This window comes from Kitasatospora sp. MAA4 (assembly GCF_029893355.1).
Lineage (GTDB): Bacteria > Actinomycetota > Actinomycetes > Streptomycetales > Streptomycetaceae > Kitasatospora.
The window spans coordinates 181,432-206,449 of sequence record NZ_JARZAI010000013.1 but is presented as its reverse complement, the minus strand read 5'-3'; the positions used below and the strand labels follow the sequence as shown (position 1 = coordinate 206,449).

Genomic DNA, 25,018 nt, shown 5'->3' with positions numbered 1-25,018 from the left:
TTGCCCGTCCGTCAGGCAGAAGCCGGCGGATAGAGCGCCGCCGGGATCTTCGCCGCGGCCGCCCGGTCGAGCAGCCAGAGCGTGCGACTGGTCCCGTACGCGCCGGAGGCCGGCGCCAGCAGTTCGCCCGGCCCGGACAGCGCCAGCGCGACCGCGTCGGCCTTGTCCTCGCCGGCCGCCAGCAGCCAGACCTCGCGGGCCGCCCGGATCGCCGGCAGGGTCAGCGAGACCCGGGTCGGCGGGGGCTTCGGCGCGCCGCGCACCCCGACCACCGTGCGGGCGTTCTCCCGAACGCCCGGGTGCTCGGGGAAGAGCGAGGCCACGTGGGTGTCCGGGCCGACGCCGAGCAGCAGCACGTCGAAGGCGGGCACCCGGGCGCGGTCCTCGGGACCCGCGGCCCGTGCCAGCTCCTCGGCGTACCGCTCGGCGGCGGCCTCCACGTCGGCGCCGTCAGCGCCGTCCGAGGCGGGCATCCAGTGCACCCGGGCCGGGTCCAGCGGGACGCGGGACAGCAGCTCGTCGGCGGCCTGCACGGCGTTGCGCTCCGGGTTCGCGGCGGGGACGAAGCGCTCGTCGCCCCACCACAGATCCAGCCGCGACCAGTCCACGGCGTCCCGCGCGGGGGACGCCGCGATGGCCGCGAGCAGCGCGTTGCCGTTGCGCCCGCCGGTGAGCACCACGGAGGCGGTGCCCCGGGCGGCCTGCGCGTCGACGATCTTGGTGATCAGCCGGGCAGCGGCAGCCTGGGCCATCAGCTCCTTGTCGCGGTGCACGACCAGCTGCGGGACGGGACTCATGCGCCGCTCCGCTTGCGGGGAGCGGCCTTCTTGGCGTCCTTCTTCGCGGCCGGCGCCTTCTTGGCCGCAGGCTCCTTGGCAGCAGACACCTTTGCCGTCACCCGGGGGCCGGCCACTGCGGCCTCCACGGCCGCCTCGACCGCCTCCGCGGTGTGCGCCTCGGATTCGGCCTCCGCCTCCGCGGCCGCCGCCTCGCTGGCGTGCACCTGCGCGGACGGCTGGTTGAGCCGCTCGACGCCGGTGCGCACGGCCGACGCGTAGATGGCGTCCTCGTCCAGCCGGCGCAGCTCCTCGGCGATCAGCTCGGCGGTGTCCCGCCGCTTGAGCGCCACCATCCGGTCCGGCGCGCCGGGGATGGAGAGCGTGCCCATCAGGCCGTCCGGGCGGTCCAGGACGATCTCGCCGTCCGCGCTGAGCATCCGCACCGCGGTGATGCCCGGGCCGTCGGTGACGACCCGCTCGACCGGCACGTTCAGCCGGTCGGTCAGCCAGAGCCCGAGCAGCTCGACGCTGGGGTTGTAGGACTCGCCCTCGACCACGGCCCTGGTGACCTTGGTGGGCCGCTGGTCCAGGGCGGCGGCCAGCATGGAGCGCCAGCCGGTGATCCTGGTCCAGGCGAGGTCGGTGTCGCCGGGGGTGTAGCTCTGGGCCCGCAGCGCCAGCTGGTCGACCGGCGACTCGGCGGTCACCGCGTCGGTGATCCGGCGCTGGGCGATGGCGCCGAGCGGGTCCTGCGCGGGGTGCGCGGGCGCGTTCTCGGGCCACCAGACCACCACCGGGGCGTCCGGGAGCAGCAGCGGCAGAACCACGGACTGCGCGTGCGAGACGAGCTCGCCGTGCATCCGCAGGATCGCCGTCTCACCCGAACCGGTGTCGGCGCCCACCAGGATCTCGGCGTCCAGCCGGGCCCCGGCCCGGGCCCGCGGGGAGCGCCCGGCCCGCTTGATGACGGCCAGTATCCGCGAGGGGTGCTCGCGGGAGGCGTCGTTGGCGGCCTTGAGGGCGTCGTACGCGCTGCCCTCGTCGACCACGATGACCAGGGTGAGCACCATGCCGGCCGCGGTGGAACCGCTGGCCCGGCGGGCGTCCATCAGGGCACTGTTGATCTTGCTGGACGTGGTGTCCGTCAGGTCGATCTTCATGGCCGGCGCCAGCTCCTGCCGTCTCGTGCGAGCATCTCGTCGGCCTCAGCGGGGCCCCACGTGCCCGCGGGGTACTGCGCGGGCTTGCCGTGCTCGTCCCAGTACTTCTCGATCGGGTCGAGGATCTCCCAGGAGAGCTCGACCTCCTGGTGCCGCGGGAACAGGTTGGCGTCGCCCAGCAGCACGTCCAGGATGAGCCGCTCGTAGGCCTCCGGGCTGGACTCGGTGAACGACTCGCCGTAGGCGAAGTCCATCGTGACGTCCCGGACCTCGAAGGAGGTCCCCGGCACCTTGGAACCGAACCGCACGGTGACGCCCTCGTCCGGCTGGACCCGGATGACCAGGGCGTTCTGCCCCAGCTCCTCGGTCGCGTAGGAGTCGAACGGCAGGTACGGCGCGCGCTGGAAGACCACCGCGATCTCGGTCACCCGGCGGCCCAGGCGCTTGCCGGTCCGCAGGTAGAACGGGACGCCCGCCCAGCGGCGGTTGTTGATCTCCAGCTTGACGGCCGCGTAGGTGTCGGTCTTGGACTTGGGGTTGATGCCGTCCTCGTCCAGGTACCCGACCACCTCCTCGCCGCCCTGCCAGCCGGTCGCGTACTGGCCGCGCACGGTGTGCTTGCCCAGGTCCTCGGGGAGCCTGACGGCGCTGAGCACCTTGAGCTTCTCGGCGACCAGGGCCTTGGGGTGGAACGAGGCCGGCTCCTCGATGGCGGTCAGCGCCATCAGCTGGAGCAGGTGGTTCTGGATCACGTCACGGGCCGAGCCGATGCCGTCGTAGTACCCGGCCCGGCCGCCGATGCCGATGTCCTCGGCCATGGTGATCTGCACGTGGTCCACGTAGGACCGGTTCCAGATCGGCTCGAACATCGAGTTGGCGAACCGCAGCGCCAGGATGTTCTGGACGGTCTCCTTGCCGAGGTAGTGGTCGATCCGGAAGACCTCGTCACGCGGGAAGACCTCGTGGACGACCTTGTTCAGCTCCTGGGCGCTCTCCAGGTTGTGGCCGAACGGCTTCTCGATCACCGCGCGGCGCCAGGAACCCGCGGGCGGGTCGGCCAGCCCGTGCTTCTTCAGCTGCTGGACCACGTTGGGGAAGAACTTCGGCGGCACCGACAGGTAGAACGCGAAGTTGCCGCTGGTCCCCTGCGCCTTGTCGAGGTCCTCGATGGTCTCGCGCAGGGTCTCGAAGGCCGCGTCGTCGTCGAAGGTGCCCTGGACGAACCGCATGCCCTTGGCGAGCTGCTCCCAGACCTCCTCGCGGAAGGGGGTGCGGGCGTGCTCCTTGACGGCGTCGTGGACCTCCTGGGCGAAGTCCTCGTCCTCCCACTCGCGGCGGGCGAAGCCCACCAGGGAGAAGCCCGGCGGAAGCAGACCGCGGTTGGCCAGGTCGTAGATGGCCGGCATCAGCTTCTTGCGGGACAGGTCGCCGGTGACCCCGAAGATGACCAGACCGGACGGACCCGCGATGCGGGGCAGCCGGCGGTCCGCGGGGTCGCGCAGCGGGTTCGAGGGCGGCAGCGTGCTCTCGCTCTGCTGTCCGTCCGTCCCTTCCAGATCAGGGAAGGCCTGTGGATTGCTCACTGGTGGGCTCCGCTCTCAGTGCGTGGTGTGAGCAGGGATCACTTCTCGCCGGCCGCGAAGGAGGCCAGCGAGGCGGTCACGGTGTCGAGCAGCTCCACCCAGGAGACCTCGAACTTCGAGACGCCCTCGTCCTCCAGGACCTGCACCACGTCGTCGTAGTCGACACCGGCGGCGGCGATGGCGTCCATCACGGCCTGGGCGTCGGCGTAGTTGCCGGTGATGGTGTCGCCGGTGATGGTGCCGTGGTCGCCGGTGGCGTCCAGGGTGGCCTCGGGCATGGTGTTGACGGTGCCCGGCGCGACCAGCTCGGTCACGTACAGGGTGTCCGGCAGGGCCGGGTCCTTGACACCGGTGGAGGCCCAGAGCGGGCGCTGGGGCTTGGCGCCGGCCGCCTCCAGGGCCTTCCAGCGCTCGCCGGCCGGGCGCTTGCCGTCGACCGAGCCGAACACCTCCTCGTACGCCTGGTAGGCGAGCCGGGCGTTGGCCAGCGCGGCCTTGGAGCGCAGCTCCTTGGCGCCCAGCGCGTCCAGCCGCTTGTCGATCTCGGTGTCGACCCGGGAGACGAAGAAGGAGGCCACCGACTCGATCGAGGAGAGGTCCAGGCCCTTGGCCTTGGCCTGCTCCAGACCGGTCAGGAAGGCGTCGATGACGGCCCTGTAGCGGTCCAGCGAGAAGATCAGCGTGACGTTGACGCTGATCCCCCGGCCGATCACCTCGGCGATCGCGGGCAGGCCGGCCTTGGTGGCCGGGATCTTGATGAACACGTTCGGGCGGTCCACCAGCCACCACAGCTGCTTGGCCTCGGCCACCGTGGCCGCGGTCTCGTGGGCCAGGCTTGGGTCGACCTCGATGGAGACCCGGCCGTCGCGGCCGTTGCTGGCGTCGTAGACCGGGCGCAGCACGTCGGCCGCGTCGCGGACGTCCGAGGTGGTGATCATGCGGATCGCCTCGTCCGTGGTGACCTTGCGGGTCGCCAGGTCGCGCAGCTGCGCGTCGTAGGAGGAGTCCCCGCCGCCGATGGCCTTCTGGAAGATGGTCGGGTTGGTGGTCACGCCGACCACGTGCTTGCTCTGCACGAGCTCGGCCAGGTTGCCGGAGTTCAGCCGGGTGCGGCTGAGGTCGTCCAGCCAGATCGCCACGCCCTCGTCGCTGAGGCGCTTCAGTGCGTCAGTCATGCTGCTCAGTCCCTCTGTTCATGGAATGTCGTGCACGTCGGTGCGGGCCGCGCATCCGGGGGAAGACCGGATGCGCGGCCCAGGGGTGCTAGCGGTGCGCGTCGGCCAGCGAGCGGAGCGACTTGTGCGCCGCCGCCACCACGGCCTCGGCGGTGATGCCGAACTCCTGGAACAGCACCTGGTAGTCGGCGGAGGCGCCGAAGTGCTCCAGGCTGACGATCCGGCCGTGGTCGCCGACCAGCTCGCGCCAGCCCTGGGCGATGCCCGCCTCGACCGAGACGCGGGCCCGAACGGCCGGCGGCAGCACGCTGTCGCGGTACGCCTGGTCCTGCTCGTTGAACCACTCGATCGACGGCATCGATACCACCCGGGTGGCGATTCCCTCGGCCTCCAGCACCTCGCGGGCCTTGACCGCGAGCTGCACCTCGGAGCCGGTGCCGATCAGGATCAGCTGCGGGATCCCGTTGCTCGCCTCGGCCAGCACGTAGCCGCCCTTGGCGGTGCCGTCGGCCGAGCCGAAGACCTCGCGGTCGTAGGTCGGCACGTTCTGCCGGGTGAGCGCCAGGCCGACCGGGCCGGGGTGGCTGGTGTAGCGCTCGATGACGGTGCGCCAGGCGACCGCCGTCTCGTTGGCGTCGGCCGGGCGGACCATCGACAGGCCCGGGATGGCCCGCAGCGAGGCCAGGTGCTCGACCGGCTGGTGGGTCGGGCCGTCCTCGCCCAGGCCGATCGAGTCGTGCGTCCAGACGTAGGTGACCGGCAGCTTCATCAGCGCGGCCAGGCGCACGGCCGGGCGCATGTAGTCGGCGAAGACCAGGAAGGTGCCGCCGTAGACGCGGGTCTTCCCGTGCAGGGCGATGCCGTTCATGGCCGAGCCCATGGCGTGCTCGCGGATGCCGAAGTGGATCGTCCGGCCGTACGGGTTCGCCGACTTCAGCGGGTTGCCCGCGGGGAGGAAGGAGCTGTCCTCGTCGATCGTGGTGAGGTTGGACTCCGCGAGGTCGGCCGAGCCGCCCCACAGCTCCGGGATCACCGCGCCGAGCGCCTTGAGCGTCTCGCCGCTGGCCTTGCGGGTGGCGACGTCCTTGCCGGCCGGGAAGGTCGGCAGCTGCTTGAGCCAGCCCTCCGGCAGCGCGCCGGACTGGATCCGGTCGAACTCGGCGGCGCGCTGCGCGTCGGCGCCCCGCCAGGCGGCGAAGGACTGCTCCCACTCGGCACGCGCGGCCTTGCCGCGCTTGATGACCAGGCGCGCGTGCGCCAGGACCTCGTCGGTGACCTCGAAGGTCTTCGCCGGGTCGAAGCCCAGCACCGCCTTGGTCTTGGCGATCTCGGCCTCGCCCAGCGCCGAGCCGTGCGCCTTGCCGGTGTTCTGCGCGTCCGGCGCCGGCCAGGCGATGATCGTGCGCATCGCGATGATGGACGGGCGCGAGGTCTCCGCCCTGGCGGCGCTCAGCGCCTCGGCGATGGCGTGCACGTCGACGTCGCCGTTGCCCTTGGGCGCCACGCGCTGGACGTGCCAGCCGTATGCCTCGTAGCGGGCCAGCACGTCCTCGGAGAAGGCGGTCGCGGTGTCGCCCTCGATCGAGATGTGGTTGTCGTCGTACAGCGCGACCAGGTTGCCCAGCTGCTGGTGGCCCGCGAGCGAGGACGCCTCGGCCGAGATGCCCTCCTCCAGGTCGCCGTCGGAGACGATCGCCCAGATGGTGTGGTCGAACGGGGAGGTGCCCGGCTCGGCCTCCGGGTCGAACAGGCCGCGCTCGTAGCGGGCCGCCATCGCCATGCCGACCGCGTTGCCGATGCCCTGGCCGAGCGGGCCGGTGGTGGTCTCCACGCCCGCGGTGTGGCCGTGCTCCGGGTGGCCCGGGGTGCGGCTGCCGGAGACGCGGAAGGCCTTCAGGTCCTCCAGCTCCAGGCCGTAGCCGGACAGGAAGAGCTGGGTGTACAGCGTCAGGCTGGTGTGGCCGGGAGAGAGGACGAAGCGGTCACGCCCCACCCAGGACGGATCGGTGGGGTCGTGGCGCAGGAAACGCTGGAAGATCAGGTAGGCCGCGGGGGCCAGCGACATGGCCGTGCCCGGGTGGCCGTTTCCGACCTTCTGGACGGCGTCCATGGCCAGCACGCGCGCAGTGTCCACCGTCCGCTCGTCCAGCTCGGTCCACTCGAATGCGTTCGTCGGCTTCGTGCTCACCCTTCTCAGGGCTCCTTCCGTAGTGAAGTGCTCCCGTGAAGGGGACCGTGTCGGCCACGTCGTTGTGGACCAGACGCTTCGGCGGTTCCGGTCACGGAGGGTTGATCCCGCTTCTCTGTGCGAGCCTACCGTCCATGTAGGGGCCTGCCCTCCGGGACATGGGTTGGAGGAGTTCACCCGCGTGTGTAGCGGTTGGGCCCCGTCAGTGGACCCCGGGGCGGATCGGGAGATATGCACCGTCTAAGGTGGCGTGGTACGCGCAGCGTGAACGGATTCACGAGCAATCGAGCCGTGGGCGGCTGCGAAGATTCATCTTCAGTTGGGGTGTTCGTGACCGCCGTCGAATCCCGCCCCGCCGGGGTCCTCGGGGCGACCCCCGCGCACCGGCCGTTCGGGGCCCGTGTCGGGGCATTTGTCGCACTGACCAAGCCTCGGATCATCGAACTGCTGCTGATGAGCACCGTTCCGGTGATGTTCCTGGCTCAGCGCGGCGTCCCGGACCCGTTGCTGGTGCTCTACGTGGTGCTCGGCGGTTACCTCTCCGCGGGTGGCGCCAACGCGCTCAACATGTACATCGACCGCGACATCGACGCGGTCATGTCGCGCACCGAGCGCCGGCCGCTGGTGACCGGCATGGTCGCGCCGCGCGAGGCGCTGGTCTTCGGCATCGCGCTCGGCGTCATCTCGACGGTCTGGCTCGGACTGCTGGTCAACTGGCTGGCCTCCGGGCTGGCGCTGGCCGGCTACCTCTTCTACGTGTTCGTCTACACGCTGGGCCTGAAGCGGCGGACCACGCAGAACATCGTCTGGGGCGGCATCGCCGGCTGCATGCCGGTGCTCGTCGGCTGGGCCGCCGTCACCAACTCGCTGGGCTGGGCGCCGTTCGTGCTCTTCCTGGTGATCTTCTTCTGGACGCCGCCGCACTACTGGCCGCTGTCGATGAAGGTCCGCGAGGACTACGCCAAGGCCGGCGTGCCGATGCTCCCGGTCACCAAGGGCAACCTGGCGGTGGCCCGGCAGATCGTCGCGTACTCCTGGGTGATGGTCGCGGTCTCGCTGGCGCTCTGGCCGCTGGCGCACACCAGCCTGCTGTACCCCGTCTCCGCGGTGGTGCTCGGCGCACTCTGGCTGAAGGAGGCGCACGGGCTGCACTCGCGCGCCAAGGCCGGCGTGGTGGGTGCGGCTCTCAAGGAGATGCGGCTGTTCCACTGGTCGATCACCTACCTGACGCTGCTGATGGTGGTCATCGCGGTGGACCCGTTCGTTCGCTAGTAGTTGTGCGCCGGCCCCGCTGCCTCCTGGAGGCGGCGGGGCCTTCCTGCTTTCTGTGGTCCGCGGCACACGCCCCTGCCGTCGCCGAAGCCTCTACCCGTGGGTAGCATGCGGGCATGAGCAGCGCAGAGACCCTCGCCCCCGCCGCGCCCAACGCCCGTGCCGAGCGCCGCGCCAAGCGCATCGCCAAGCACCTGACCTCCTTCGCCCGCCAGCACGGCGGCAGCGCCGACGGCGTGGTGGAGTACGTCGGCCAGGTGGCCACCCGGATCGTCGTGGTCGGCGCCGACGGCGCCTGGGGCGACCAGGTGGCGCCCAGCTACGCCGTCGGCCGCCGCGCCGCCGAGCTGGCCGGCCTGACGCTGCACGACTCGTTCGAGGGCGAGCTCGCCCTGAAGGTGCGGACCGGCCCGTACGAGTGGAAGCGGATGGCGGGCATCCAGATCTGATCTACGACAACGGCCCTGTTCCCCCGGTGAGGTGGGGGAACAGGGCCGTCGTCGTACGTCCGGTCGTCAGACCGTCGCGGTCTCCTTGGCGGCGGGCAGTGCGGTCGCAGACTCGTCGGCGGCGTCGCGGGTGCGCAGCGCGAGCGGGATCCGCAGGACGGCGATCCAGACCAGCGCGGCGCCCAGCATGTGCACGCCGACCAGCAGTTCGGGCACGTCCGTGAAGTACTGCACGAAGCCGATCACGCCCTGGGCGAGCAGCACCACGAACAGCTCCCGGGCCCGGGCGCGGGCGGCCGGCGGGGCCTTGACGGCGGCCAGCACGAAGATCACGGCCAGCGAGAGGCCGACCGTGACGAAGGCGAGGTCGGCGTGCAGCTGCGCCAGCCGGTCGTAGTTCAGCGGGATGCGGTAGACGTCGCTGGAGTCACCGGGGTGGTGCCCCGCGCCCGTCACCACCGTCCCCGCCGCCACCAGCGCGCCGGTCACCCCGACCAGCACGTACGCCAGCTGCTGGAGCGGACGGGCGACCACGAGCCGGGTCGGCCCGTCGCCCTCCTTGCTGCGCTCCCAGGTCGCCACCGCGACCCAGACCAGCGCCATCGCGGCGATCATGTGCACGGCGACCATGTACGGGTTGAGCCCGGTGAGCACGGTGATCCCGCCGAGCACGGCGTTGCTCATCACCACCCAGAACTGCGCCCAGCCCAGCCGCGTCAGGCTGCGGCGCCCCCAGCCTTCGGCCGGGGGGGCCCCCTTGGGCTGCGCGCAGCGCGCCGCCAGGATCGCCCAGCCGACCGCCGCGCAGAGCACGTACGTCAGCATCCGGTTGGTGAACTCGATGATGCCGTGCACGCCCATGGCCGGCGTCGGCGTGATGCTGTCCGCGGTGCAGGTGGGCCAGGTGTGGCAACCGAGACCGGAGCCGGTCAGCCGCACCGCCCCGCCGGTCACCACGATGAACACGCTCATCACCAGCGCGCTGAGCGCGGCCCGCCGCACGACGGCGGCCGACGGGTGCCAGCGTTCGGCAAGCAGGGAGAAGGGAGTACGCACGCATTGATCCTAGGTTGCGACATTGGCGATCTTGCGGCGGGGCCGCCCCGCCGCGCGGCGACCGTGTCGCGGTCCTCAGATCGTCCAGGCGTTGGTGGGGCGGTCCAGCCAGACCCGGTGGCTACCGTCGGTGGCTACCGTCAGCCCGAAGCGGTCTGGGCCCGGCCGGCCGTTCTCCACCCACCAGCCGTACGCCGCGTCGACCTCGTCCCACAGTCGGCGCGGGCCGTGCTGGTACACGGCGAACTTGTCCTCCCCGCCCCCGTCGTGGTCCACAGCGGCCCAGGACGTTCCGTCCGTGGTGGCCAGCCACAGCCGATCGTGGACGCCCTCGATCGGCGCGTCCTGCCAGGTGTTCCAGACATCACCCAGACGCAGGCCGACAGTGAACCCGGCATCGCCCCCGACTACGGACCGGCGCGGCAACGTGCTCTCCGACTGGTCCGGGACGTGGTCCTCGGAGACCACGTCGCGATAGATCCGCAGGTCGGTGCGCTGCTGCCGCATCGTCATGAATGCCGAGTGCGGACTGAACCTGCCCTCCGCCGTGTTGTTCTCGCCGATGGCCAGTCTGAGCAGTCCCCAGGTCATCCAGGGGTTGTCCCACGGGGTGAGGATGATCCCGCCGGGCTTGGTCTGCTTGATGACCGCGTGCGGGACGCGCCGCACGGAGCAGGTGAACAGGACACGGTCGTACGGGGCTTTGAGGCCCCAGCCCTTTGCACCGTCACCGCACACGACCTCGGGGCTCAGCCCGGCGTTGGTGAGGTTGGTACGCGCCCGTGCGGTCACCTGCGGGTCCACCTCGATGCTGACCACGTTGGCGTCGCCGAGGCGGTGTGACAGGAGGGCGCAGTTCCAGCCGGTGCCCGTACCGATCTCCAACGCCGTCATGCCGTCCTGGACGTCCAGGGCTTCGAGCATCTGGAAAACGATGGACGGCGCGGAGGCGGACGAGGACGGCCACACGCCGCCGTCTTCGGGTTCCTTGCCGTCGTTGACCTGGGTGACGACGGGTGCGTTGGCGTACGCGGCGGCGAACCATTCGGACGGGTCTTCCTGGAGTTCGCAGGGGATGTACGTGTCGTTGCCGTCGTTCAACCAGATCCGCTCCGGCAGGAATTGATGGCGAGGCGTGGCGTGGGCGGCCTCGACCCACTCGGGGGCCACCGCGTGGCCGAGGGTGTCGCTGACGGCCTGGAGCAGGCCGCGCGTGGCGGCCTGCTCCGGCTGGTTCTGGATGGTCGTCACTTGTGCTTGCCGCCGCCCTTGCCGCTCTGGGTGTCCTCGGTGGACTTGTCGGCGCCCGGGTCCTTGTTACCCGCGTGCTTGCCCACCCCGCCGTCGTTGCCGCCCTTGCCGCCACCCTGGCCGCCGCCGTCCTTTCCTCCGCTGCCGCCCTTGCCGGTTCCCCATGCCATGGATGTCTCCCTCTACTCTGAGCCGCCCGGTTCCCATGCGAGGCCGGGTATCTGGTCCGTCACTCCGGGCGACTGATTCGACGGTAGGGAGCAACCGCCCACGGTCTCAACGAGATTGCGCCTTCTTGCGCGGATTCACCCGCGAGCGTCGATGGCCGCCGTGATCAGTGCACGAGCCTTCGCCCCGTGCACCGCCATCTCCGCCAGCCCGGTGAACGTCCGCACGTATGCTGCAATCTCGCCCGGCTGGGTGATCCGCAGGTATCCGGAGGTCAACTCGACCGCGACTTCGGCCTCGTCGAACATGTAGAAGTCCTCGACGGGCAAGTGCGGGCGACCGGTTCCGGTCGGGATGATGCCGAGGCTGACATACGGGCTGGCGCTGACCGCGATCAGGTGGCCGAGCTGACCTGCCATGGTCTCCGGGTCGCACACCGCGCTGTGCAGGACGTACTCCTCGATGAGCAGGCCGAAACGGTGCCGGCCGGAGAACAGTGCGTGCTGTCGCTCCATGCGGGACTCGACGGCCTCTTCGACGTCGTCCACGGCGACGCGCTCGCGCTGGATGGACCGCAGGACGGCGGCCGTGTACTCGCGGGTCTGCACCATCCCCGGCATGACGCGGCTGGCGTACACGCGAAACAGCCTGGTCCGCTGGTAGAGGGCGGCGACGGACTCCTGAGCGGCACGCAGGCCGGTGCGTTCCATCCTGCGCCACTCGGTGTACATCGACTCGACTGCGCGGGCGGCGGCGATCAGGTCCGGGATCTGGTCCTCGGCTCCGCACGCGGTGCACCAGGTGCAAATGTCGGTCTCGGAGGGCGCGGACTTGCCGCTCTGGATGCGGCTGGTCTTGGCGGCGTGCCAGTCGCACCGGGCAGACAGCTCGTCCCCGTTGAGCCCCGCGTCCTTGCGGATTTCGACCAGACGGTTGGCGATGGCCTTGCGCGCCTCGATGACGCTGGACGACGGGGTCGAAGACATGACGCTGGCTGCCCGGTGGGTGGTTGGCGGATCAGATGGTGAATTGCCCGTGCAGGACGGCGCGGTCCCAGACCGCCTCGAACGCGGTGGACACCATCTTCACGGTGGCGGGGTCCTCATTGAACTCGTGGCCGGCCCAGTCGCCGTCACCGGTGAACCAGTGGAACAGGACCAGGCGGTCGTCAATCAGCCAGAGGTCGTTGCCGGGTAGCGCGAGGTCGGAGGCCAGTCGGCGCGGGAGCCAGCGGACCTGTTCGCCGAGTGCGATATTGTGCCGCTCGGTGATCGTGTGCTCCCACCGGATGTAGTCGGTGACCGGCTCGGACACGACCCGCGCACGGCGCATGACAACACCACGGCCGATGGTCTCCCGCACGAGGCCGGCCCACTCCTGGTACTCCTCGGGCAGCACGTACTGCTCCGGCCGACCGACGGGCTTCCCCGATCGCCAGTCGGCGAACACTGGGTCGTCCATATAGGAGTCGCGCATCTCAAGGTGGACCGCTGAGCGTTCAGCGCTCCGCATCAGGGCGGTAAAGTCCGGCGCGCTCTGCGTCATCGCATGCCTTCCTCAAGATCGGGATCATCCGCATCGGAATCCGTACCACGTACTCGTGGTCGGGGATTCCAGTGTCGTGGCCCGGCACCCATTCGGTTTCGCTGATCGTGGCGTGCCGCTTCTGGTCGGCCTTCCAGCCTTGGATGTAGATCTCCTTGTCCTCATCCTCGATCCAGACCGTGGGCGAGCCTCCATTGGGTGTGTCCGGGTCGATGCCGCTGAACCGTAGCGCCATGACTACCCCTCCTACCAAGCTGGTTGCGGGTCCTTGCGCCACCGTTCCTCAGTGTCGAATGACAGTCAAGCGATTCAGGCAACTTGGTGCCACGAAGTGATGACGATCAGTCACAGGAGGGGCGTCGCCGAGGCCAGTGGCTCCGTGGTGAGCCTCAGTGCGCCTGGTGACGCATTGGCTGACGGATGGTCGGGCTTCTCGTGACGCGTTTCGATCGCGGGGGGCTGGAGTGTTCCAGGAGATGTGCGGGAATCGATGGGGTGTGGGCAAAGTCTGCGTCATGGGAGGTGGGGAGGCTGATCGGCGGTGCGAGCACGTTGGGGGCTGAACCGCCAGGTGTCATCAGGCCGTTCATTCGTGGGGGATACCGGTCTCAAAGCCGGTAGAGTCCCCGAACCAGCTGTAGCCGGTCGCTTACGGATCATTCAACGGCCGTGCTGCACCGTCTCGTTCGGAAGGATCTTTGTTATGGCGCGACACGTGCGGATACCCGGGCGAATGCTCGTCGGAGCGGCAGCGCTCGCGGTGGTCGCCACCGGCGCACTGGCCGGCAGCGCCTCGGCGCACGTCCCCTCGATCACGGCGACCTGCAGTGAGGTCACCGTCGACCTCAAGGACTACAGCGCGGACGCCCAGAACACGGTGACCGTGACCATCGACGGCAAGGTCCTGGTCGACCACAAGGCCTTCACGACGACCTTCCACCAGGTCTTCCCGGTGGCCGCTCACTCGGCACCGGTGAAGGGGCTCCTCGACGTCTACACGTCGGACGACCCGAAGCACACCCACGGCTGGGGTGGCGAGTGGCCGGTGACCGTACCGGTCTGCGAGTCGCCTTCGCCGACTCCGACGCCCACTCCGACGCCCACTCCGACGCCGCCGAAGCCCTCGCCGACGCCGACCACGGCTTCGCCCACGCCGAGCACGCCGGCGCCGACCACTCCCGTGCCCACGCCCACCCCGGCGAAGCCGACTCCCACCCCGACGCCGAAGGCGTCCAGCACATCGCCGTCGCTGGCCTTCACCGGTGGTGGCGGCAACTCCGGGATGATCGCCGGGGTGGGTGGCGCTGTCGTCGTCCTCGGCGGCGGGCTGGTGTTCTTCACCCGCCGTCGCAAGGCCGGTCGTCACTAGCAAGTGAACGGCGAAGGGCGGGGGTCACCGTGATCCCCGCCCTTCGCGTTGCGCCGTTACTCCCAGCGAAAGAAGCGGGCTGCCGCGGCCAGGCCGAGGACGGCCCAGACGGCCAGGGTGGCGAGGTCGGACCAGGGGACGCCGGCGCCCGTCTGAAGCACTGAGCGCAGGCCGTCGGAGAGGGCGCTGATCGGCAGCAGCTCCAGGGCGCCGCGCACGGCGGAGGGGAACTTCGTCAGCGGCACGATCACCCCGCCGGCCAGCAGCAGCAGGATGAAGACCAGGTTGGCGCCGGCCAGCGTGGCTTCGGCGCGCAGGGTGCCGGCCATCAGCAGGCCGAGGCCCGAGAAGGCGGCGGTGCCGAGGACCAGCAGAGCGACGACCGTCAGAGGGTTGCCGTGCGGGGACCAGCCGAGGGCCAGGGCGATCACCGAGAGCAGCGTCACCTGGAGGGCCTCGGTGACGAGCACGCAGCCGGTCTTGGCGGTGAGCAGGGCCCAGCGCGGCAGCGGGCTGGCGCCCAGGCGCTTGAGTACGCCGTAGCGGCGTTCGAACCCGGTGGCGATGGCCTGGCCGGTGAAGGCGGTGGACATCACGGCGAGGGCCAGCAGTCCGGGGGCCAGGAAGTCGACCCGGTTGCCCGGGCCGGTCACCGAGACCACGTCGACGGAGCTGAAGAGCACCAGCAGGACGGTCGGGATGATGACGGTGAGCAGCAGCTGCTCGCCGTTGCGCAGCAGCATCTTCGTCTCGAAGGCGGTCTGCGCGAGCAGCATCCGCCCGATTGGGGCGGCGCCCGGGGCCGGGGCATAAGCCCCCTGAGAGGTGGTCATGAGCGCAGCTCCCGTCCGGTCAGTTCGAGGAAGACGTCTTCGAGGCTGCGCCGCTGCACCGTCAGCTTCTCGGGCAGCACGCCGGCGTCGGCGCACCAGGTGGTCACGGTGGCGACCAGGCGCGGGTCCATCGGGGCCTGGACCCGGTAGGAGCCGGGGGAGAGTTCGACGGCCGCGGCGCCGTCGGGCAGGACCTTGGCGAGTGAGCCGAGGTCGAGCCCGGCGGGGCCGGCGAAGTGCAGGCTGCTCTCGGCGCCGCCGCGGCAGAGCTCCTCGGGGCTGCCGCTCGCGATCACCCGGCCGTGGTCCACGATGGCGACGGCGTCGGCGAGTTGCTCGGCCTCGTCCATGTAGTGGGTGGTCACCACGACGGTGACGCCGTCCCGGCGCAGGTCGCGGACCAGGTCCCAGGTGGCGCGGCGGGCCTGCGGGTCGAGGCCGGCGGTGGGCTCGTCGAGGAAGACCAGTTCGGGGCGGCCGACCACGGCCATCGCGAGCGCGAGGCGCTGCTGCTGGCCGCCGGAGAGCCGGCGGTAGGTGGTGCGGCCGCAGGAGCCGAGACCGAGGCGTTCGACCAGGGCGTCCACGTCCAGCGGGTCGGCGTGCAGCTTGGCGGTGTGCCGGAGCATTTCGACGGCGCGCGCTCCCGCGTACACGCCTCCGGACTGGAGCATCACGCCGATCCGCGGGCGCAGCCGCTGCGAGTCGGCCACCGGGTCGAGGCCGAGCACCCGCACGGTGCCGGCGTCGGGGCGGCGGTATCCCTCGCAGGTTTCGATGGTGGTGGTCTTGCCGGCGCCGTTCGGGCCGAGCACGGCGGTGACGCTGCCACGCGCGATGACCAGGTCGAGGCCGTCCACCGCGACCTTGGCTCCGTACCGCTTGACCAGGCCGGCCACTTCGACCGCGGGGGGTTCGCTCTGCATACCGGCGAGTCTAAGAGGGCCGGATGCCGGAGTCGGACGCGCCCTCGACCCCTGTCCGCCAGCTCAGGTAAGCCTTGCCTGCGTGACTGAAGCCACCGTTGAGGCGTCCGTCACGGGTTGTCCGTCCGGAAGTAATTACGCAACAATGGTGTTGTGAAAAACATGCGCGAGCACCCGCAGGAGCTGGAGGCCGAGTCGGCCCCCGGCTTTCCGGTGCCCGCGACCTCGGCAGAGGTGATGCTGGACGGCCATCGGGCCACCCGGGACCGGGTCGCCCGTTCCATCCTGGACCACGGTCCCTCCTCCGCCGCCGACCTGGCCAGCCGCCTCGGGCTCACCTCGGCGGCGGTTCGCCGCCACCTGGACGGCCTACTGGCCGCCGGCCTGGTCGACTCCCGCGAACAGCGGGTCTACGGCAGCCGCGGCCGGGGTCGCCCGGCCAAGGTGTTCGCCCTCACCGAGTCCGGCCGGGACGCCTTCTACCAGGCGTACGACCAGCTCGCCGCCGACGCGCTGCACTGGATCGCCGCGGCGGTCGGGGGCGGCGAGGCCGGCGAGGAGGCGGTGGCCGCGTTCGCGCGGGCCCGCTTCGGCAAGCAGGGCGAGCGGTACCTCAGCGCGCTGGAGCAGGCCGCGGCCGGCCAGCGCACCGAGGCACTTGCCGAAGCGCTGAGTGCCGACGGGTACGCTGCAACTGTGCGGCGTGTCCCGTCCGCCGCCAGTGCCAGCGCACCGGCCGGCGCCCAGCTCTGCCAGCACCACTGCCCGGTCGCGCACATCGCCGAGCAGTTCCCGCAGCTCTGCGAGGCGGAGACCGAGGTCTTCTCCCAGCTCCTGGGCACCCATGTGCAGCGACTGGCCACCATCGCCCACGGCGACGGGGTCTGCACCACCTATGTGCCGGCATCCGGTGCCGCATCGTCGTCCCCCGCCCCGCGGGCGGACTCCGATGCAGCGCCGACTGCCGGTACGACGTCCACCGAACCACCGACTACGTCCGCGCGGAGGAACCCCGCATGACTGACACCGTTTCCCACCCGGAGCTCGACGGTCTGGGCACCTACGAGTACGGCTGGTCGGACCCCGACGCGGCCGGCTCGGTGGCCAAGCGAGGCCTCAGCGAGGAGGTCGTCCGCGACATCTCGGCGAAGAAGTCCGAGTCGGAGTGGATGCTCAACCTGCGTCTCAAGGGTCTGAAGCTGTTCGGCAAGAAGCCCATGCCGACCTGGGGCTCCGACCTCTCCGGCATCGACTTCGACAACATCAAGTACTTCGTGCGCTCCACCGAGAAGCAGGCCGAGTCCTGGGAGGACCTGCCCGCCGACATCAAGGCGACGTACGACAAGCTGGGCATCCCCGAGGCCGAGAAGCAGCGGCTGGTGGCCGGTGTCGCGGCGCAGTACGAGTCCGAGGTGGTCTACCACCAGATCAACGCCGAGCTCGAGGCTCAGGGCGTGATCTTCATGGACACGGACACCGCGCTCAAGGAGCACCCGGAGATCTTCCAGGAGTACTTCGGCACCGTGATCCCGGTCGGCGACAACAAGTTCGCCTCGCTGAACACGGCCGTGTGGTCCGGCGGATCGTTCATCTACGTCCCCAAGGGCGTCAAGGTCGAGATCCCGCTGCAGGCCTACTTCCGGATCAACACCGAGAACATGGGCCAGTTCGAGCGGACGCTGATCATCGTCGACGAGGACGCCTACGTCCACTACGTCGAGGGCTGCACCGCGCCGATCTACTCCTCGGACTCGCTGCACAGCGCCGTGGTCGAGATCATCGTCAAGAAGGGCGGCCGCTGCCGCTACACGACGATCCAGAACTGGTCGAACAACGTCTACAACCTGGTCACCAAGCGCGCCGTGGCGTACGAGGGCGCGACCATGGAGTGGATCGACGGCAACATCGGTTCCAAGGTCACCATGAAGTACCCGGCCGTCTACCTGATGGGCGAGCACGCCAAGGGCGAGACCCTGTCGATCGCCTTCGCGGGCGAGGGCCAGCACCAGGACGCCGGCGCCAAGATGGTGCACATGGCGCCGAACACCTCCTCCAACATCGTCTCCAAGTCGGTGGCGCGTGGCGGTGGCCGTACCTCCTACCGCGGTCTGATCGAGATCGGCGAGGGCTCCAAGGGCGCCAAGTCCAACGTGCTCTGCGACGCCCTGCTGGTCGACACGATCTCCCGCTCGGACACCTACCCCTACGTGGACGTCCGCGAGGACGACGTGTCGATGGGCCACGAGGCGACGGTCTCCAAGGTCAGCGAGGACCAGCTCTTCTACCTGATGAGCCGCGGCATGACCGAGTTCGAGGCGATGGCGATGATCGTCCGCGGGTTCGTCGAGCCGATCGCCCGTGAGCTCCCGATGGAGTACGCGCTGGAGCTCAACCGGCTGATCGAGCTGCAGATGGAGGGCTCCGTCGGCTGATCCAGCCGCACGCAGTCCAGTCCGGAACTTTAGGAAGAGAGCACTACGACAGCCATGGCTGACGTCAACACCCCCACTGGCACCGGCTCCACGACGGCCGGCTCGATCGAGGTCGGCACGGCCGGCGCTGGCGCGCAGCTGGCCGGCCCCGGCACCGGCCGGGCCACCGTGCAGCAGCCGATCGACGCCCGCGTCGCGGTCAAGCCCTCGTACGACGTGAACGACTTCCCGGTGCCGACCGGCCGCGAGGAGGACTGGCGGTTCACGCCGATGCACCGCCTCGCCGGTCTGCACGACGGCACCGCCGCAGCCGCCGCGACCGGTGAGGACAAGCTCGAACTGAGCCTGCCCGACGGCGTCACCGCCGAGACCGTCGGCCGCGAGGACGCCCGGCTCGGCAAGGCCGGCAAGCCGGTCGACCGGGTCGCCGCGCAGGCGTACAGCGCCTTCCAGCAGGCGCTGGTCATCACCGTTCCGAAGGACGCCGTGCTCACCGAGCCGGTCAAGGTGGACGTGCACGGCGAGGGCGGCACCCGCTTCGCCCACGTGGTGATCGACGTCAAGCCGTTCGCCGAGGCCGTCGTGGTGATCAACCACACCGGCACCGGCACCCGCGCCGCCAACGTCGAACTGCTGGTCGGCGACGGCGCGAAGCTCACCTTCGTCTCCATCCAGGACTGGGACCGCGACGCGGTGCACGCCGTCCAGCAGACCGCGCTGATCGGCCGGGACGCCTCGCTCAAGTCCGTGGTCGTCACCTTCGGCGGCGACCTGGTCCGGATCCACCCGCGGGTCACCTACGCGGCCCCCGGCGGCGAGGCCGAGCTGTTCGGCCTCTACTTCGCGGACGCCGGCCAGCACCTGGAGCACCGCCTGGTGATCGACCACGACATGCCGCACTGCCGGTCCAACGTGGTCTACAAGGGCGCCCTGCAGGGCAAGGACGCGCACGCGGTCTGGGTCGGCGACGTGCTGATCCGCGCCGCCGCCGAGGGCACCGACACCTACGAGCACAACCGCAACCTGGTGCTCACCGACGGCGCCCGGGTCGACTCGATCCCGAACCTGGAGATCGAGACCGGCGAGATCGTCGGTGCCGGGCACGCCTCGGCGACCGGCCGCTTCGACGACGAGCAGCTCTTCTACCTGCAGTCCCGCGGGATCCCGCAGGACGAGGCGCGGCGCCTGGTGGTCCGCGGCTTCTTCGCCGAGCTGGTCCAGCAGATCGGGGTCCCCGAGCTGCACGACCACCTGATGGAGAAGATCGAAGCCGAGCTGGAAGCCAACGTCTGATGGCATTCCTGCGCGTCTGCTCGCTGAGCGACCTGGCCGAGGACACCCCCAAGCGCGTCGAGCTCGACGGGGTGCCGGTCTCGGTCGTCCGCACCGAGGGCGAGGTGTTCGCGATCAACGACATCTGCTCGCACGCGAACGTCTCGCTGTCCGAGGGCGAGGTCGAGGACTGCATGATCGAGTGCTGGCTGCACGGCTCCAGCTTCGACCTGCGGACCGGCAAGCCGTCGGGACTGCCCGCCACCCGGCCGGTCCCCGTTTACCCCGTCAAGATCGAAGGGGACGATGTGCTCGTCTCCGTCACCCAGGAGTCCTGAGTCCCCATGGCAACCCTTGAAATTCGTGACCTGCACGTCTCCGTCAACGCCGAGGGCGGTCCCCGCGAGATCCTGCGCGGCGTCGATCTGACCGTCAAGCAGGGCGAGACGCACGCCATCATGGGCCCGAACGGCTCCGGCAAGTCGACCCTGGCGTACTCGCTGGCGGGCCACCCCAAGTACAACGTCACCAGCGGCCAGGTGCTGCTGGACGGCGAGGACGTCCTGGCGATGTCCGTCGACGAGCGCGCCCGCGCCGGCGTCTTCCTCGCCATGCAGTACCCGGTCGAGGTCCCCGGCGTCTCGGTCTCCAACTTCCTGCGCACCGCGGCCACGGCCGTGCGCGGCGAGGCCCCGAAGCTGCGGCTCTGGGTCAAGGAGGTCAAGGAGGCGATGGCGGCCCTGCACATGGACCCGGCCTTCGCCGAGCGCAACGTCAACGAGGGCTTCTCCGGCGGCGAGAAGAAGCGCCACGAGATCCTCCAGCTGGAGCTCCTCAAGCCGAAGATCGCGATCCTCGACGAGACCGACTCCGGTCTGGACGTCGACGCGCTGCGCCAGGTCTCCGAGGGCATCAACCGGGTCGCCGCCAGCGGCGAGGTCGGCACCCTGCTGGTGACCCACTACACGCGCATCCTGAAGTACATCAAGCCCGACTACGTGCACGTGTTCTCGGCCGGTCGCATCGTGGAGTCCGGCGGCGCCGAGCTCGCGGACAAGCTGGAGAACGAGGGCTACGAGTCTTACGTGAAGGGCGGCGCTTCCGAGTGACAACCACTTCTGGCTCGGCGTTCACAGCGCTGACCGGTCTCCTCGACACCGACGCGATCCGGAAGGACTTCCCGATCCTGCAGCGCGTGCTGCACGACGGCAAGCCCCTGGTCTACCTGGACAACGCGGCGACTTCGCAGAAGCCCCGTCAGGTGCTGGACGCGCTGAACGCCTACTACGAGCAGCACAACGCCAATGTGCACCGTGGCGTCCACGTCCTGGCCGAGGAGGCCACGGCGCTGTACGAGGGTGCTCGCGACAAGGTCGCGGCCTTCATCAACGCGCCGAGCCGGGACGAGGTGATCTTCACGAAGAACGCCTCGGAGTCGCTCAACCTGGTGGCCAACATGCTCGGTTGGGCCGACGAGCCCTACCGGGTGGACGCCGACGCCGAGATCGTCATCACCGAGATGGAGCACCACTCCAACATCGTCCCGTGGCAGCTGCTCTCGCAGCGCACCGGCGCGAAGCTGAAGTGGTTCGGCCTGACCGACGACGGCCGGCTGGACCTGAGCAACATCAACGAGCTGATCACCGAGAAGACGAAGATCGTCTCCTTCACGCTGGTCTCCAACCTGCTGGGCACGGTCAACCCGGTCGAGACGATCGTCCGCCGCGCGCAGGACGTCGGCGCGCTGGTGCTGATCGACGCCTCGCAGGCCGCCCCGCACATGGTGCTGGACGTCCAGGCGCTGGAGGCCGACTTCGTCGCCTTCACCGGCCACAAGATGCTGGCCCCCACGGGGATCGGCGTGCTGTGGGGCCGTCAGGAGCTGCTGGAGGACCTCCCGCCGTTCCTGGGCGGCGGCGAGATGATCGAGACCGTCACGATGGGCTCCTCCACCTACGCCCCGGCGCCGCACAAGTTCGAGGCCGGCACCCCGCCGATCGCCCAGGCGGTCGGACTCGGCGCGGCCATCGACTACCTGGCGAACATCGGCATGGACAAGATCGCCGCGCACGAGCACGCCATCACCGAGTACGCGGTGGCGCGCCTGCAGGAGGTCCCCGACCTGCGGATCATCGGCCCGCGCACGGCCGTCGACCGCGGTGCGGCGATCTCCTTCGTGCTGGGCGACATCCACCCGCACGACGTCGGCCAGGTGCTCGACGAGCAGGGCATCGCGGTGCGCGTCGGCCACCACTGCGCGCGGCCGGTCTGCCTGCGGTACGGAATTCCGGCGACCACCCGGGCGTCGTTCTACCTGTACAACACGCAGGCCGAGGTCGACCAGCTGATCGACGGCCTGCACCACGTCCGCAACTTCTTCGGCTGAGGCGGTGCCTGAAGCATGAAGCTCGACTCCATGTACCAGGAGATCATCCTGGACCACTACCGCAACCCCCACGGCAAGGGGCTGCGGGACGGTGACGCCGAGGTGCACCACGTCAACCCGACCTGCGGCGACGAGATCACACTGCGGGTACGGCTGGACGGCGCGGTCGTCGCGGACATCAGCTACGAGTCACAGGGCTGCTCGATCAGCCAGGCCAGCGCCTCGGTGCTGAACGAGCTGGTGGTCGGCCGGACGGTCGGCGACGGGCAGGCCATCCAGGAGGCGTTCCTGGAGCTGATGCAGAGCAAGGGCCAGGGCGAGGGCGACGAGGAACTCCTGGAGGACGCCGTCGCGTTCGCCGGCGTCTCCAAGTACCCGGCCCGAGTGAAGTGCGCACTGCTGAGCTGGATGGCCTGGAAGGACGCCACCGCCAAGGCGCTCGCCGGCCAGCCGGTCGTCAACGACTGAAACCAAGAGGAACCCACACATGAGCGACACCGAAACCGACGCCGGAACGGACACCGGCTCCGAAGCCGAAACGCCGGCCGTCGCGTCCGAGGGACCGACCGTCATCGTCGGCACCACGGCCGGCACCGTCTCCGTCGAGGACCTCACCGAGGCCCTGATGGACGTCGTCGACCCCGAGCTGGGCATCGACGTGGTCAACCTGGGTCTGATCTATGGCATCCACATCGACGAGTCCGACGTGGCCACCATCGACATGACCCTCACCTCGGCGGCCTGCCCGCTGACCGACGTGATCGAGGACCAGGCCAAGACCGCCACCGAGGGCCTCGTCCAGGATCTGCGGATCAACTGGGTCTGGATGCCGCCGTGGGGCCCGGACAAGATCACCGACGACGGCCGCGACCAGCTGCGCGCCCTGGGCTTCAACGTCTGAGTCGGCGCTGAGCGTTACCCGCTGCCGCGTGGATCCACTCCTTCGGGGGAATGATCCACGCGGCAGCGGTGTATGTGCCTACCCTGGGCCAAGCTGGTCCCGCGACCGTGGAAGGAGTGCCGAGATGTCTGTGGTTGCTTTCGGACAGTGGACACTGCCCGACTCGCCGTACGCCATGTGGGCCCGGGGAGAGCTCGCCGAGTACCTGCGGCTCCCGGACGACGGTACGCGGGTCGAGGTGGTCGGAGGGGAGTTCGTCGTGTCACCTGCACCGGTGTTTCCGCATGCCGCGATTCTGACCGACATCGCGGAGGCGTTCGCCTATGCCAGGTTCAGGGACCCTGGCTTCTCCTGGCAGGCGGTGCAGGCGATCAACCTCGACGTCGTCGAGATCGGTGACGGGTACATCCCGGACCTGGTCGTGCTGCCTGTCGAAACCGCGGCCCGGAGCCGTGCGGCCGAGGCGCTCCACCTGTACCCCCATCAGCTGGACCTGGTCGTCGAGGTGACCTCGAAGTCCAACGCTCAGAACGACCGCGAGCCGGTCTTCGGTCGTCGTCAGCAGGCCACCAAGTGGAGCGGCTACGCGCGCGCACGGGTTCCCTACCACCTGCTGGTGGACCGGGATCCGGGGCGGCCCGGCGTCACCCTGTTCGGTGAGCCGGACCACCTGGCCGGTACCTACCGGACGCTCAGCGCCTGGAAGTTCGGCGACGTCGTAGCGTTGCCGGAGCCGTTCGGCGTCGAGATCTCCACCGAGCTCTGGCGCCCCTGGTCCGACTAACTCCGCCTTCGTAGCACCGCCCCCGCCAGGCCCAGGCAGGCCGTGGCGGCCAGCACGGCGAAGCCGCTGACGGCCGGGAGCAGGCCGTAGGTCCGCGACAGGGCGCCGACGGCGACGATGGGGAGCGAGCTGCCCATGTAGACGATCACCCACAGGGCGCTCATCTCGCTGCTGCGGCGGGACGGGTCCATCGCGGCGACGGCGGTGGTGAAGAGCGAGCGGAACGCCACGCCCTGGCAGGCGCCGCCGATGACGCTGCCGGCGAAGAGCAGGGCCGGCACCTGTGCGTACTGCGCGACCACGACCAGGGCGAGGCCCAGCGCCAGTCCGGTCATGCCCAGGGCCACCAGTCGGCGGTCCCGGGTGGGCGGGACGAGCAGCTGGGCGACGGCCGAGGAGCCCAGCAGCAGGGCGGCGACGACCGCGCCGACCATCCGTGAGTGGGTGTGCAGCAGACCGGCGGAGAAGGCCGGTGCCAGGCTCAGGAAGACGCCGAAGACCGCGTACGAGATGAATCCGGTGCCCGCCGCGAGCAGGAACTCCCGGCGGCCCTGCGCGGGCAGCGCCAGGCGGCGCGGCCGCAGGTGGACGGGGGCGGTGACGCGCGGCGGCGCGGTGGCCGGGCGGCGGGCACCGGGCATCCGGGGGTGCACCAGGGAGAGCGGGACGCAGAGCACCAGCAGGGCCACCGCGTGCGCGAGGAACGGGGTCAGCAGCGGGTGCGCGCCGCCGGCCAGCGAGGCGCCGACGATCGGGCCGAGCGCGACCCCGCCCGCCGAGCAGGCCAGCGTGAGCTTGGCGGCCAGGGTGGGCCGGTCGGGCAGCAGGTCGCCGAGCGCGGCCCCGGCGGCGCCGGTGGCCAGCGCCACGGCTATGCCCTGGACGGCCCGTCCGGCGGCCAGCTGGCCGAAGCTGTTCGCGGTGGCGAAGATCGCGTCGCCGCTGGCCGCGAGGGCGACGGCGGGCAGGATCAGCGCGCGCCGGCCGAGCAGGTCGGACCAGTGCCCGACGGCGGCCAGCACCGGCACCAGCGCGAAGATGTACACGGTGAAGAGCAGCGTGGTGTCGAAGGCGGTCAGGCCGAGCTGGGCCTGGAGCAGCGGGTAGACCGGGGTGGCGAGGTTGGCCCCGATCAGGAGCAGGAGCAGCGCGGCGGCGCAGAGGCCGACGCGGATGCCGCGCATCGCGTTCCAGCGGCTGAGCGCGGCGAGCTGGAGCTGGGTTCGCGGGGCGAGCTCCAGGGTGTGCAGGGCCTCCGAGAGCCGGGTACCGGGCGACTGCGCTGTGGGCAGGCCGGAACCGGCAGGGGAGAGGTCCGCCATGGCAGGGGTCTCCTGTGGCCGGGCACCGCCTCGGGCCGACCGGGACCGATGGGTCTGTCGACGTGCCCGTCCGGTGGCGCAGGGTGGTGGCCGTGGTGCGGGAGGAGTCCGAGGTGGGGCAGGTGTGCTGGCTGAGTGGGCGAGGGTGCCCGGATCGGTTCCGCAGC

26 protein-coding genes are annotated in these 25,018 nt (G+C 70.3%); 12 read left to right on the top strand and 14 right to left on the bottom strand.

The genetic code is table 11. The features are described from left to right. Positions 1 to 11 precede the first annotated feature (11 nt). The 5 genes from pgl to tkt all read right to left on the bottom strand — a co-directional run bounded on the left by pgl (position 12) and on the right by tkt (position 6,885). Entirely contained in the window at positions 12 to 797 is a 786-nt protein-coding gene (pgl, locus tag P3T37_RS19360; RefSeq protein ID WP_280724973.1) for a 6-phosphogluconolactonase, read from the bottom strand. Next, positions 794 to 1,939 carry a glucose-6-phosphate dehydrogenase assembly protein OpcA gene (gene opcA, locus P3T37_RS19355; RefSeq protein WP_280724972.1) on the bottom strand — a complete coding sequence of 382 codons (1,146 nt, stop codon included), beginning with the start codon at positions 1,937 to 1,939 and terminating at the stop codon, positions 794 to 796. Before opcA ends, pgl begins: the two co-directional genes overlap by 4 nt. Continuing rightward, a complete protein-coding gene (gene zwf / locus P3T37_RS19350) occupies positions 1,936 to 3,459 on the bottom strand; it encodes a glucose-6-phosphate dehydrogenase (RefSeq protein WP_280725007.1) in 1,524 nt (507 codons plus the stop codon). The genes opcA and zwf overlap by 4 nt, the downstream gene beginning before the upstream one ends. 101 nt (positions 3,460 to 3,560) lie before the next feature. Beyond that, positions 3,561 to 4,697, bottom strand: coding sequence for a transaldolase (tal, locus tag P3T37_RS19345; RefSeq protein WP_280724971.1), 1,137 nt, complete (start codon positions 4,695 to 4,697; stop codon positions 3,561 to 3,563). An 88-nt stretch (positions 4,698 to 4,785) separates the two neighbouring features. After that, positions 4,786 to 6,885 carry a transketolase gene (gene tkt, locus P3T37_RS19340; RefSeq protein WP_280724970.1) on the bottom strand — a complete coding sequence of 700 codons (2,100 nt, stop codon included), beginning with the start codon at positions 6,883 to 6,885 and terminating at the stop codon, positions 4,786 to 4,788. A gap of 324 nt (positions 6,886 to 7,209) precedes the next feature. Here tkt and P3T37_RS19335 point away from each other — a divergent pair, with 324 nt between their 5' ends. Then, positions 7,210 to 8,157, top strand: a complete 948-nt coding sequence (locus P3T37_RS19335; RefSeq protein ID WP_280724969.1) for a heme o synthase — start codon at positions 7,210 to 7,212, stop codon at positions 8,155 to 8,157. Between the two features lie 116 nt (positions 8,158 to 8,273). Next, entirely contained in the window at positions 8,274 to 8,606 is a 333-nt protein-coding gene (locus tag P3T37_RS19330) for a hypothetical protein (protein WP_280724968.1), read from the top strand. A 66-nt stretch (positions 8,607 to 8,672) separates the two neighbouring features. On the opposite strand, the gene P3T37_RS19325 is transcribed toward P3T37_RS19330, so the two are convergent. The 6 genes from P3T37_RS19325 to P3T37_RS19300 all read right to left on the bottom strand — a co-directional run bounded on the left by P3T37_RS19325 (position 8,673) and on the right by P3T37_RS19300 (position 12,861). Further along, entirely contained in the window at positions 8,673 to 9,662 is a 990-nt protein-coding gene (locus tag P3T37_RS19325; protein WP_280724967.1) for a COX15/CtaA family protein, read from the bottom strand. 75 nt (positions 9,663 to 9,737) lie between these two features. Continuing rightward, entirely contained in the window at positions 9,738 to 10,913 is a 1,176-nt protein-coding gene (locus P3T37_RS19320) for a methyltransferase domain-containing protein (RefSeq protein ID WP_280724966.1), read from the bottom strand. Then, positions 10,910 to 11,083, bottom strand: a complete 174-nt coding sequence (locus P3T37_RS19315; protein WP_280724965.1) for a hypothetical protein — start codon at positions 11,081 to 11,083, stop codon at positions 10,910 to 10,912. The genes P3T37_RS19320 and P3T37_RS19315 overlap by 4 nt, the downstream gene beginning before the upstream one ends. Positions 11,084 to 11,218: 135 nt before the next feature. Continuing rightward, positions 11,219 to 12,067 carry a helix-turn-helix transcriptional regulator gene (locus P3T37_RS19310; protein WP_280724964.1) on the bottom strand — a complete coding sequence of 283 codons (849 nt, stop codon included), beginning with the start codon at positions 12,065 to 12,067 and terminating at the stop codon, positions 11,219 to 11,221. 31 nt (positions 12,068 to 12,098) lie between these two features. Further along, positions 12,099 to 12,626: a DUF6879 family protein gene (locus P3T37_RS19305; RefSeq protein ID WP_280724963.1), complete on the bottom strand. Its 528-nt coding sequence runs from the start codon at positions 12,624 to 12,626 to the stop codon at positions 12,099 to 12,101. Beyond that, positions 12,580 to 12,861: a hypothetical protein gene (locus P3T37_RS19300; RefSeq protein WP_280724962.1), complete on the bottom strand. Its 282-nt coding sequence runs from the start codon at positions 12,859 to 12,861 to the stop codon at positions 12,580 to 12,582. Before P3T37_RS19300 ends, P3T37_RS19305 begins: the two co-directional genes overlap by 47 nt. 468 nt (positions 12,862 to 13,329) lie before the next feature. Between P3T37_RS19300 and P3T37_RS19295 the strand changes: the two genes are divergently transcribed. Continuing rightward, positions 13,330 to 13,995, top strand: a complete 666-nt coding sequence (locus P3T37_RS19295; protein WP_280724961.1) for a sortase-dependent protein — start codon at positions 13,330 to 13,332, stop codon at positions 13,993 to 13,995. Between the two features lie 56 nt (positions 13,996 to 14,051). On the opposite strand, the gene P3T37_RS19290 is transcribed toward P3T37_RS19295, so the two are convergent. Together P3T37_RS19290 and P3T37_RS19285 are read right to left on the bottom strand one after the other, a co-directional pair. Continuing rightward, on the bottom strand, positions 14,052 to 14,828 hold the full coding sequence (locus tag P3T37_RS19290; protein WP_280724960.1) for an ABC transporter permease: 777 nt from the start codon (positions 14,826 to 14,828) through the stop codon (positions 14,052 to 14,054). Then, complete coding sequence (locus P3T37_RS19285; RefSeq protein WP_280724958.1) at positions 14,825 to 15,754, bottom strand: ABC transporter ATP-binding protein; 930 nt, start codon at positions 15,752 to 15,754, stop codon at positions 14,825 to 14,827. Before P3T37_RS19285 ends, P3T37_RS19290 begins: the two co-directional genes overlap by 4 nt. 237 nt (positions 15,755 to 15,991) lie before the next feature. Between P3T37_RS19285 and P3T37_RS19280 the strand changes: the two genes are divergently transcribed. From P3T37_RS19280 to P3T37_RS19240, 9 genes are all read left to right on the top strand, one after another. Beyond that, positions 15,992 to 16,774, top strand: coding sequence for a helix-turn-helix domain-containing protein (locus P3T37_RS19280; RefSeq protein ID WP_280725006.1), 783 nt, complete (start codon positions 15,992 to 15,994; stop codon positions 16,772 to 16,774). After that, positions 16,771 to 18,186 carry a Fe-S cluster assembly protein SufB gene (sufB, locus tag P3T37_RS19275; protein WP_280724957.1) on the top strand — a complete coding sequence of 472 codons (1,416 nt, stop codon included), beginning with the start codon at positions 16,771 to 16,773 and terminating at the stop codon, positions 18,184 to 18,186. The genes P3T37_RS19280 and sufB overlap by 4 nt, the downstream gene beginning before the upstream one ends. Positions 18,187 to 18,240: 54 nt before the next feature. After that, a complete protein-coding gene (gene sufD, locus P3T37_RS19270; RefSeq protein ID WP_280724956.1) occupies positions 18,241 to 19,479 on the top strand; it encodes a Fe-S cluster assembly protein SufD in 1,239 nt (412 codons plus the stop codon). After that, positions 19,479 to 19,796, top strand: coding sequence for a bifunctional 3-phenylpropionate/cinnamic acid dioxygenase ferredoxin subunit (locus P3T37_RS19265; protein WP_035794176.1), 318 nt, complete (start codon positions 19,479 to 19,481; stop codon positions 19,794 to 19,796). The genes sufD and P3T37_RS19265 overlap by 1 nt, the downstream gene beginning before the upstream one ends. A gap of 6 nt (positions 19,797 to 19,802) precedes the next feature. After that, positions 19,803 to 20,567, top strand: a complete 765-nt coding sequence (gene sufC, locus P3T37_RS19260; RefSeq protein ID WP_280724955.1) for a Fe-S cluster assembly ATPase SufC — start codon at positions 19,803 to 19,805, stop codon at positions 20,565 to 20,567. A gap of 29 nt (positions 20,568 to 20,596) precedes the next feature. Next, a complete protein-coding gene (locus P3T37_RS19255; RefSeq protein WP_280725005.1) occupies positions 20,597 to 21,844 on the top strand; it encodes a cysteine desulfurase in 1,248 nt (415 codons plus the stop codon). A gap of 15 nt (positions 21,845 to 21,859) precedes the next feature. Beyond that, positions 21,860 to 22,312, top strand: a complete 453-nt coding sequence (sufU, locus tag P3T37_RS19250; protein ID WP_280724954.1) for a Fe-S cluster assembly sulfur transfer protein SufU — start codon at positions 21,860 to 21,862, stop codon at positions 22,310 to 22,312. A 19-nt stretch (positions 22,313 to 22,331) separates the two neighbouring features. After that, positions 22,332 to 22,745, top strand: a complete 414-nt coding sequence (locus P3T37_RS19245) for a metal-sulfur cluster assembly factor (RefSeq protein ID WP_280724953.1) — start codon at positions 22,332 to 22,334, stop codon at positions 22,743 to 22,745. Positions 22,746 to 22,869: 124 nt separating this feature from the next. Beyond that, positions 22,870 to 23,529 (top strand): Uma2 family endonuclease, encoded by a 660-nt coding sequence (locus P3T37_RS19240; RefSeq protein ID WP_280724952.1) that lies wholly within the window; start codon positions 22,870 to 22,872, stop codon positions 23,527 to 23,529. Here P3T37_RS19240 and P3T37_RS19235 read toward each other — a convergent pair. After that, positions 23,526 to 24,851, bottom strand: coding sequence for an MFS transporter (locus P3T37_RS19235; RefSeq protein ID WP_280724951.1), 1,326 nt, complete (start codon positions 24,849 to 24,851; stop codon positions 23,526 to 23,528). The genes P3T37_RS19240 and P3T37_RS19235 overlap by 4 nt on opposite strands. Positions 24,852 to 25,018 lie beyond the last annotated feature (167 nt).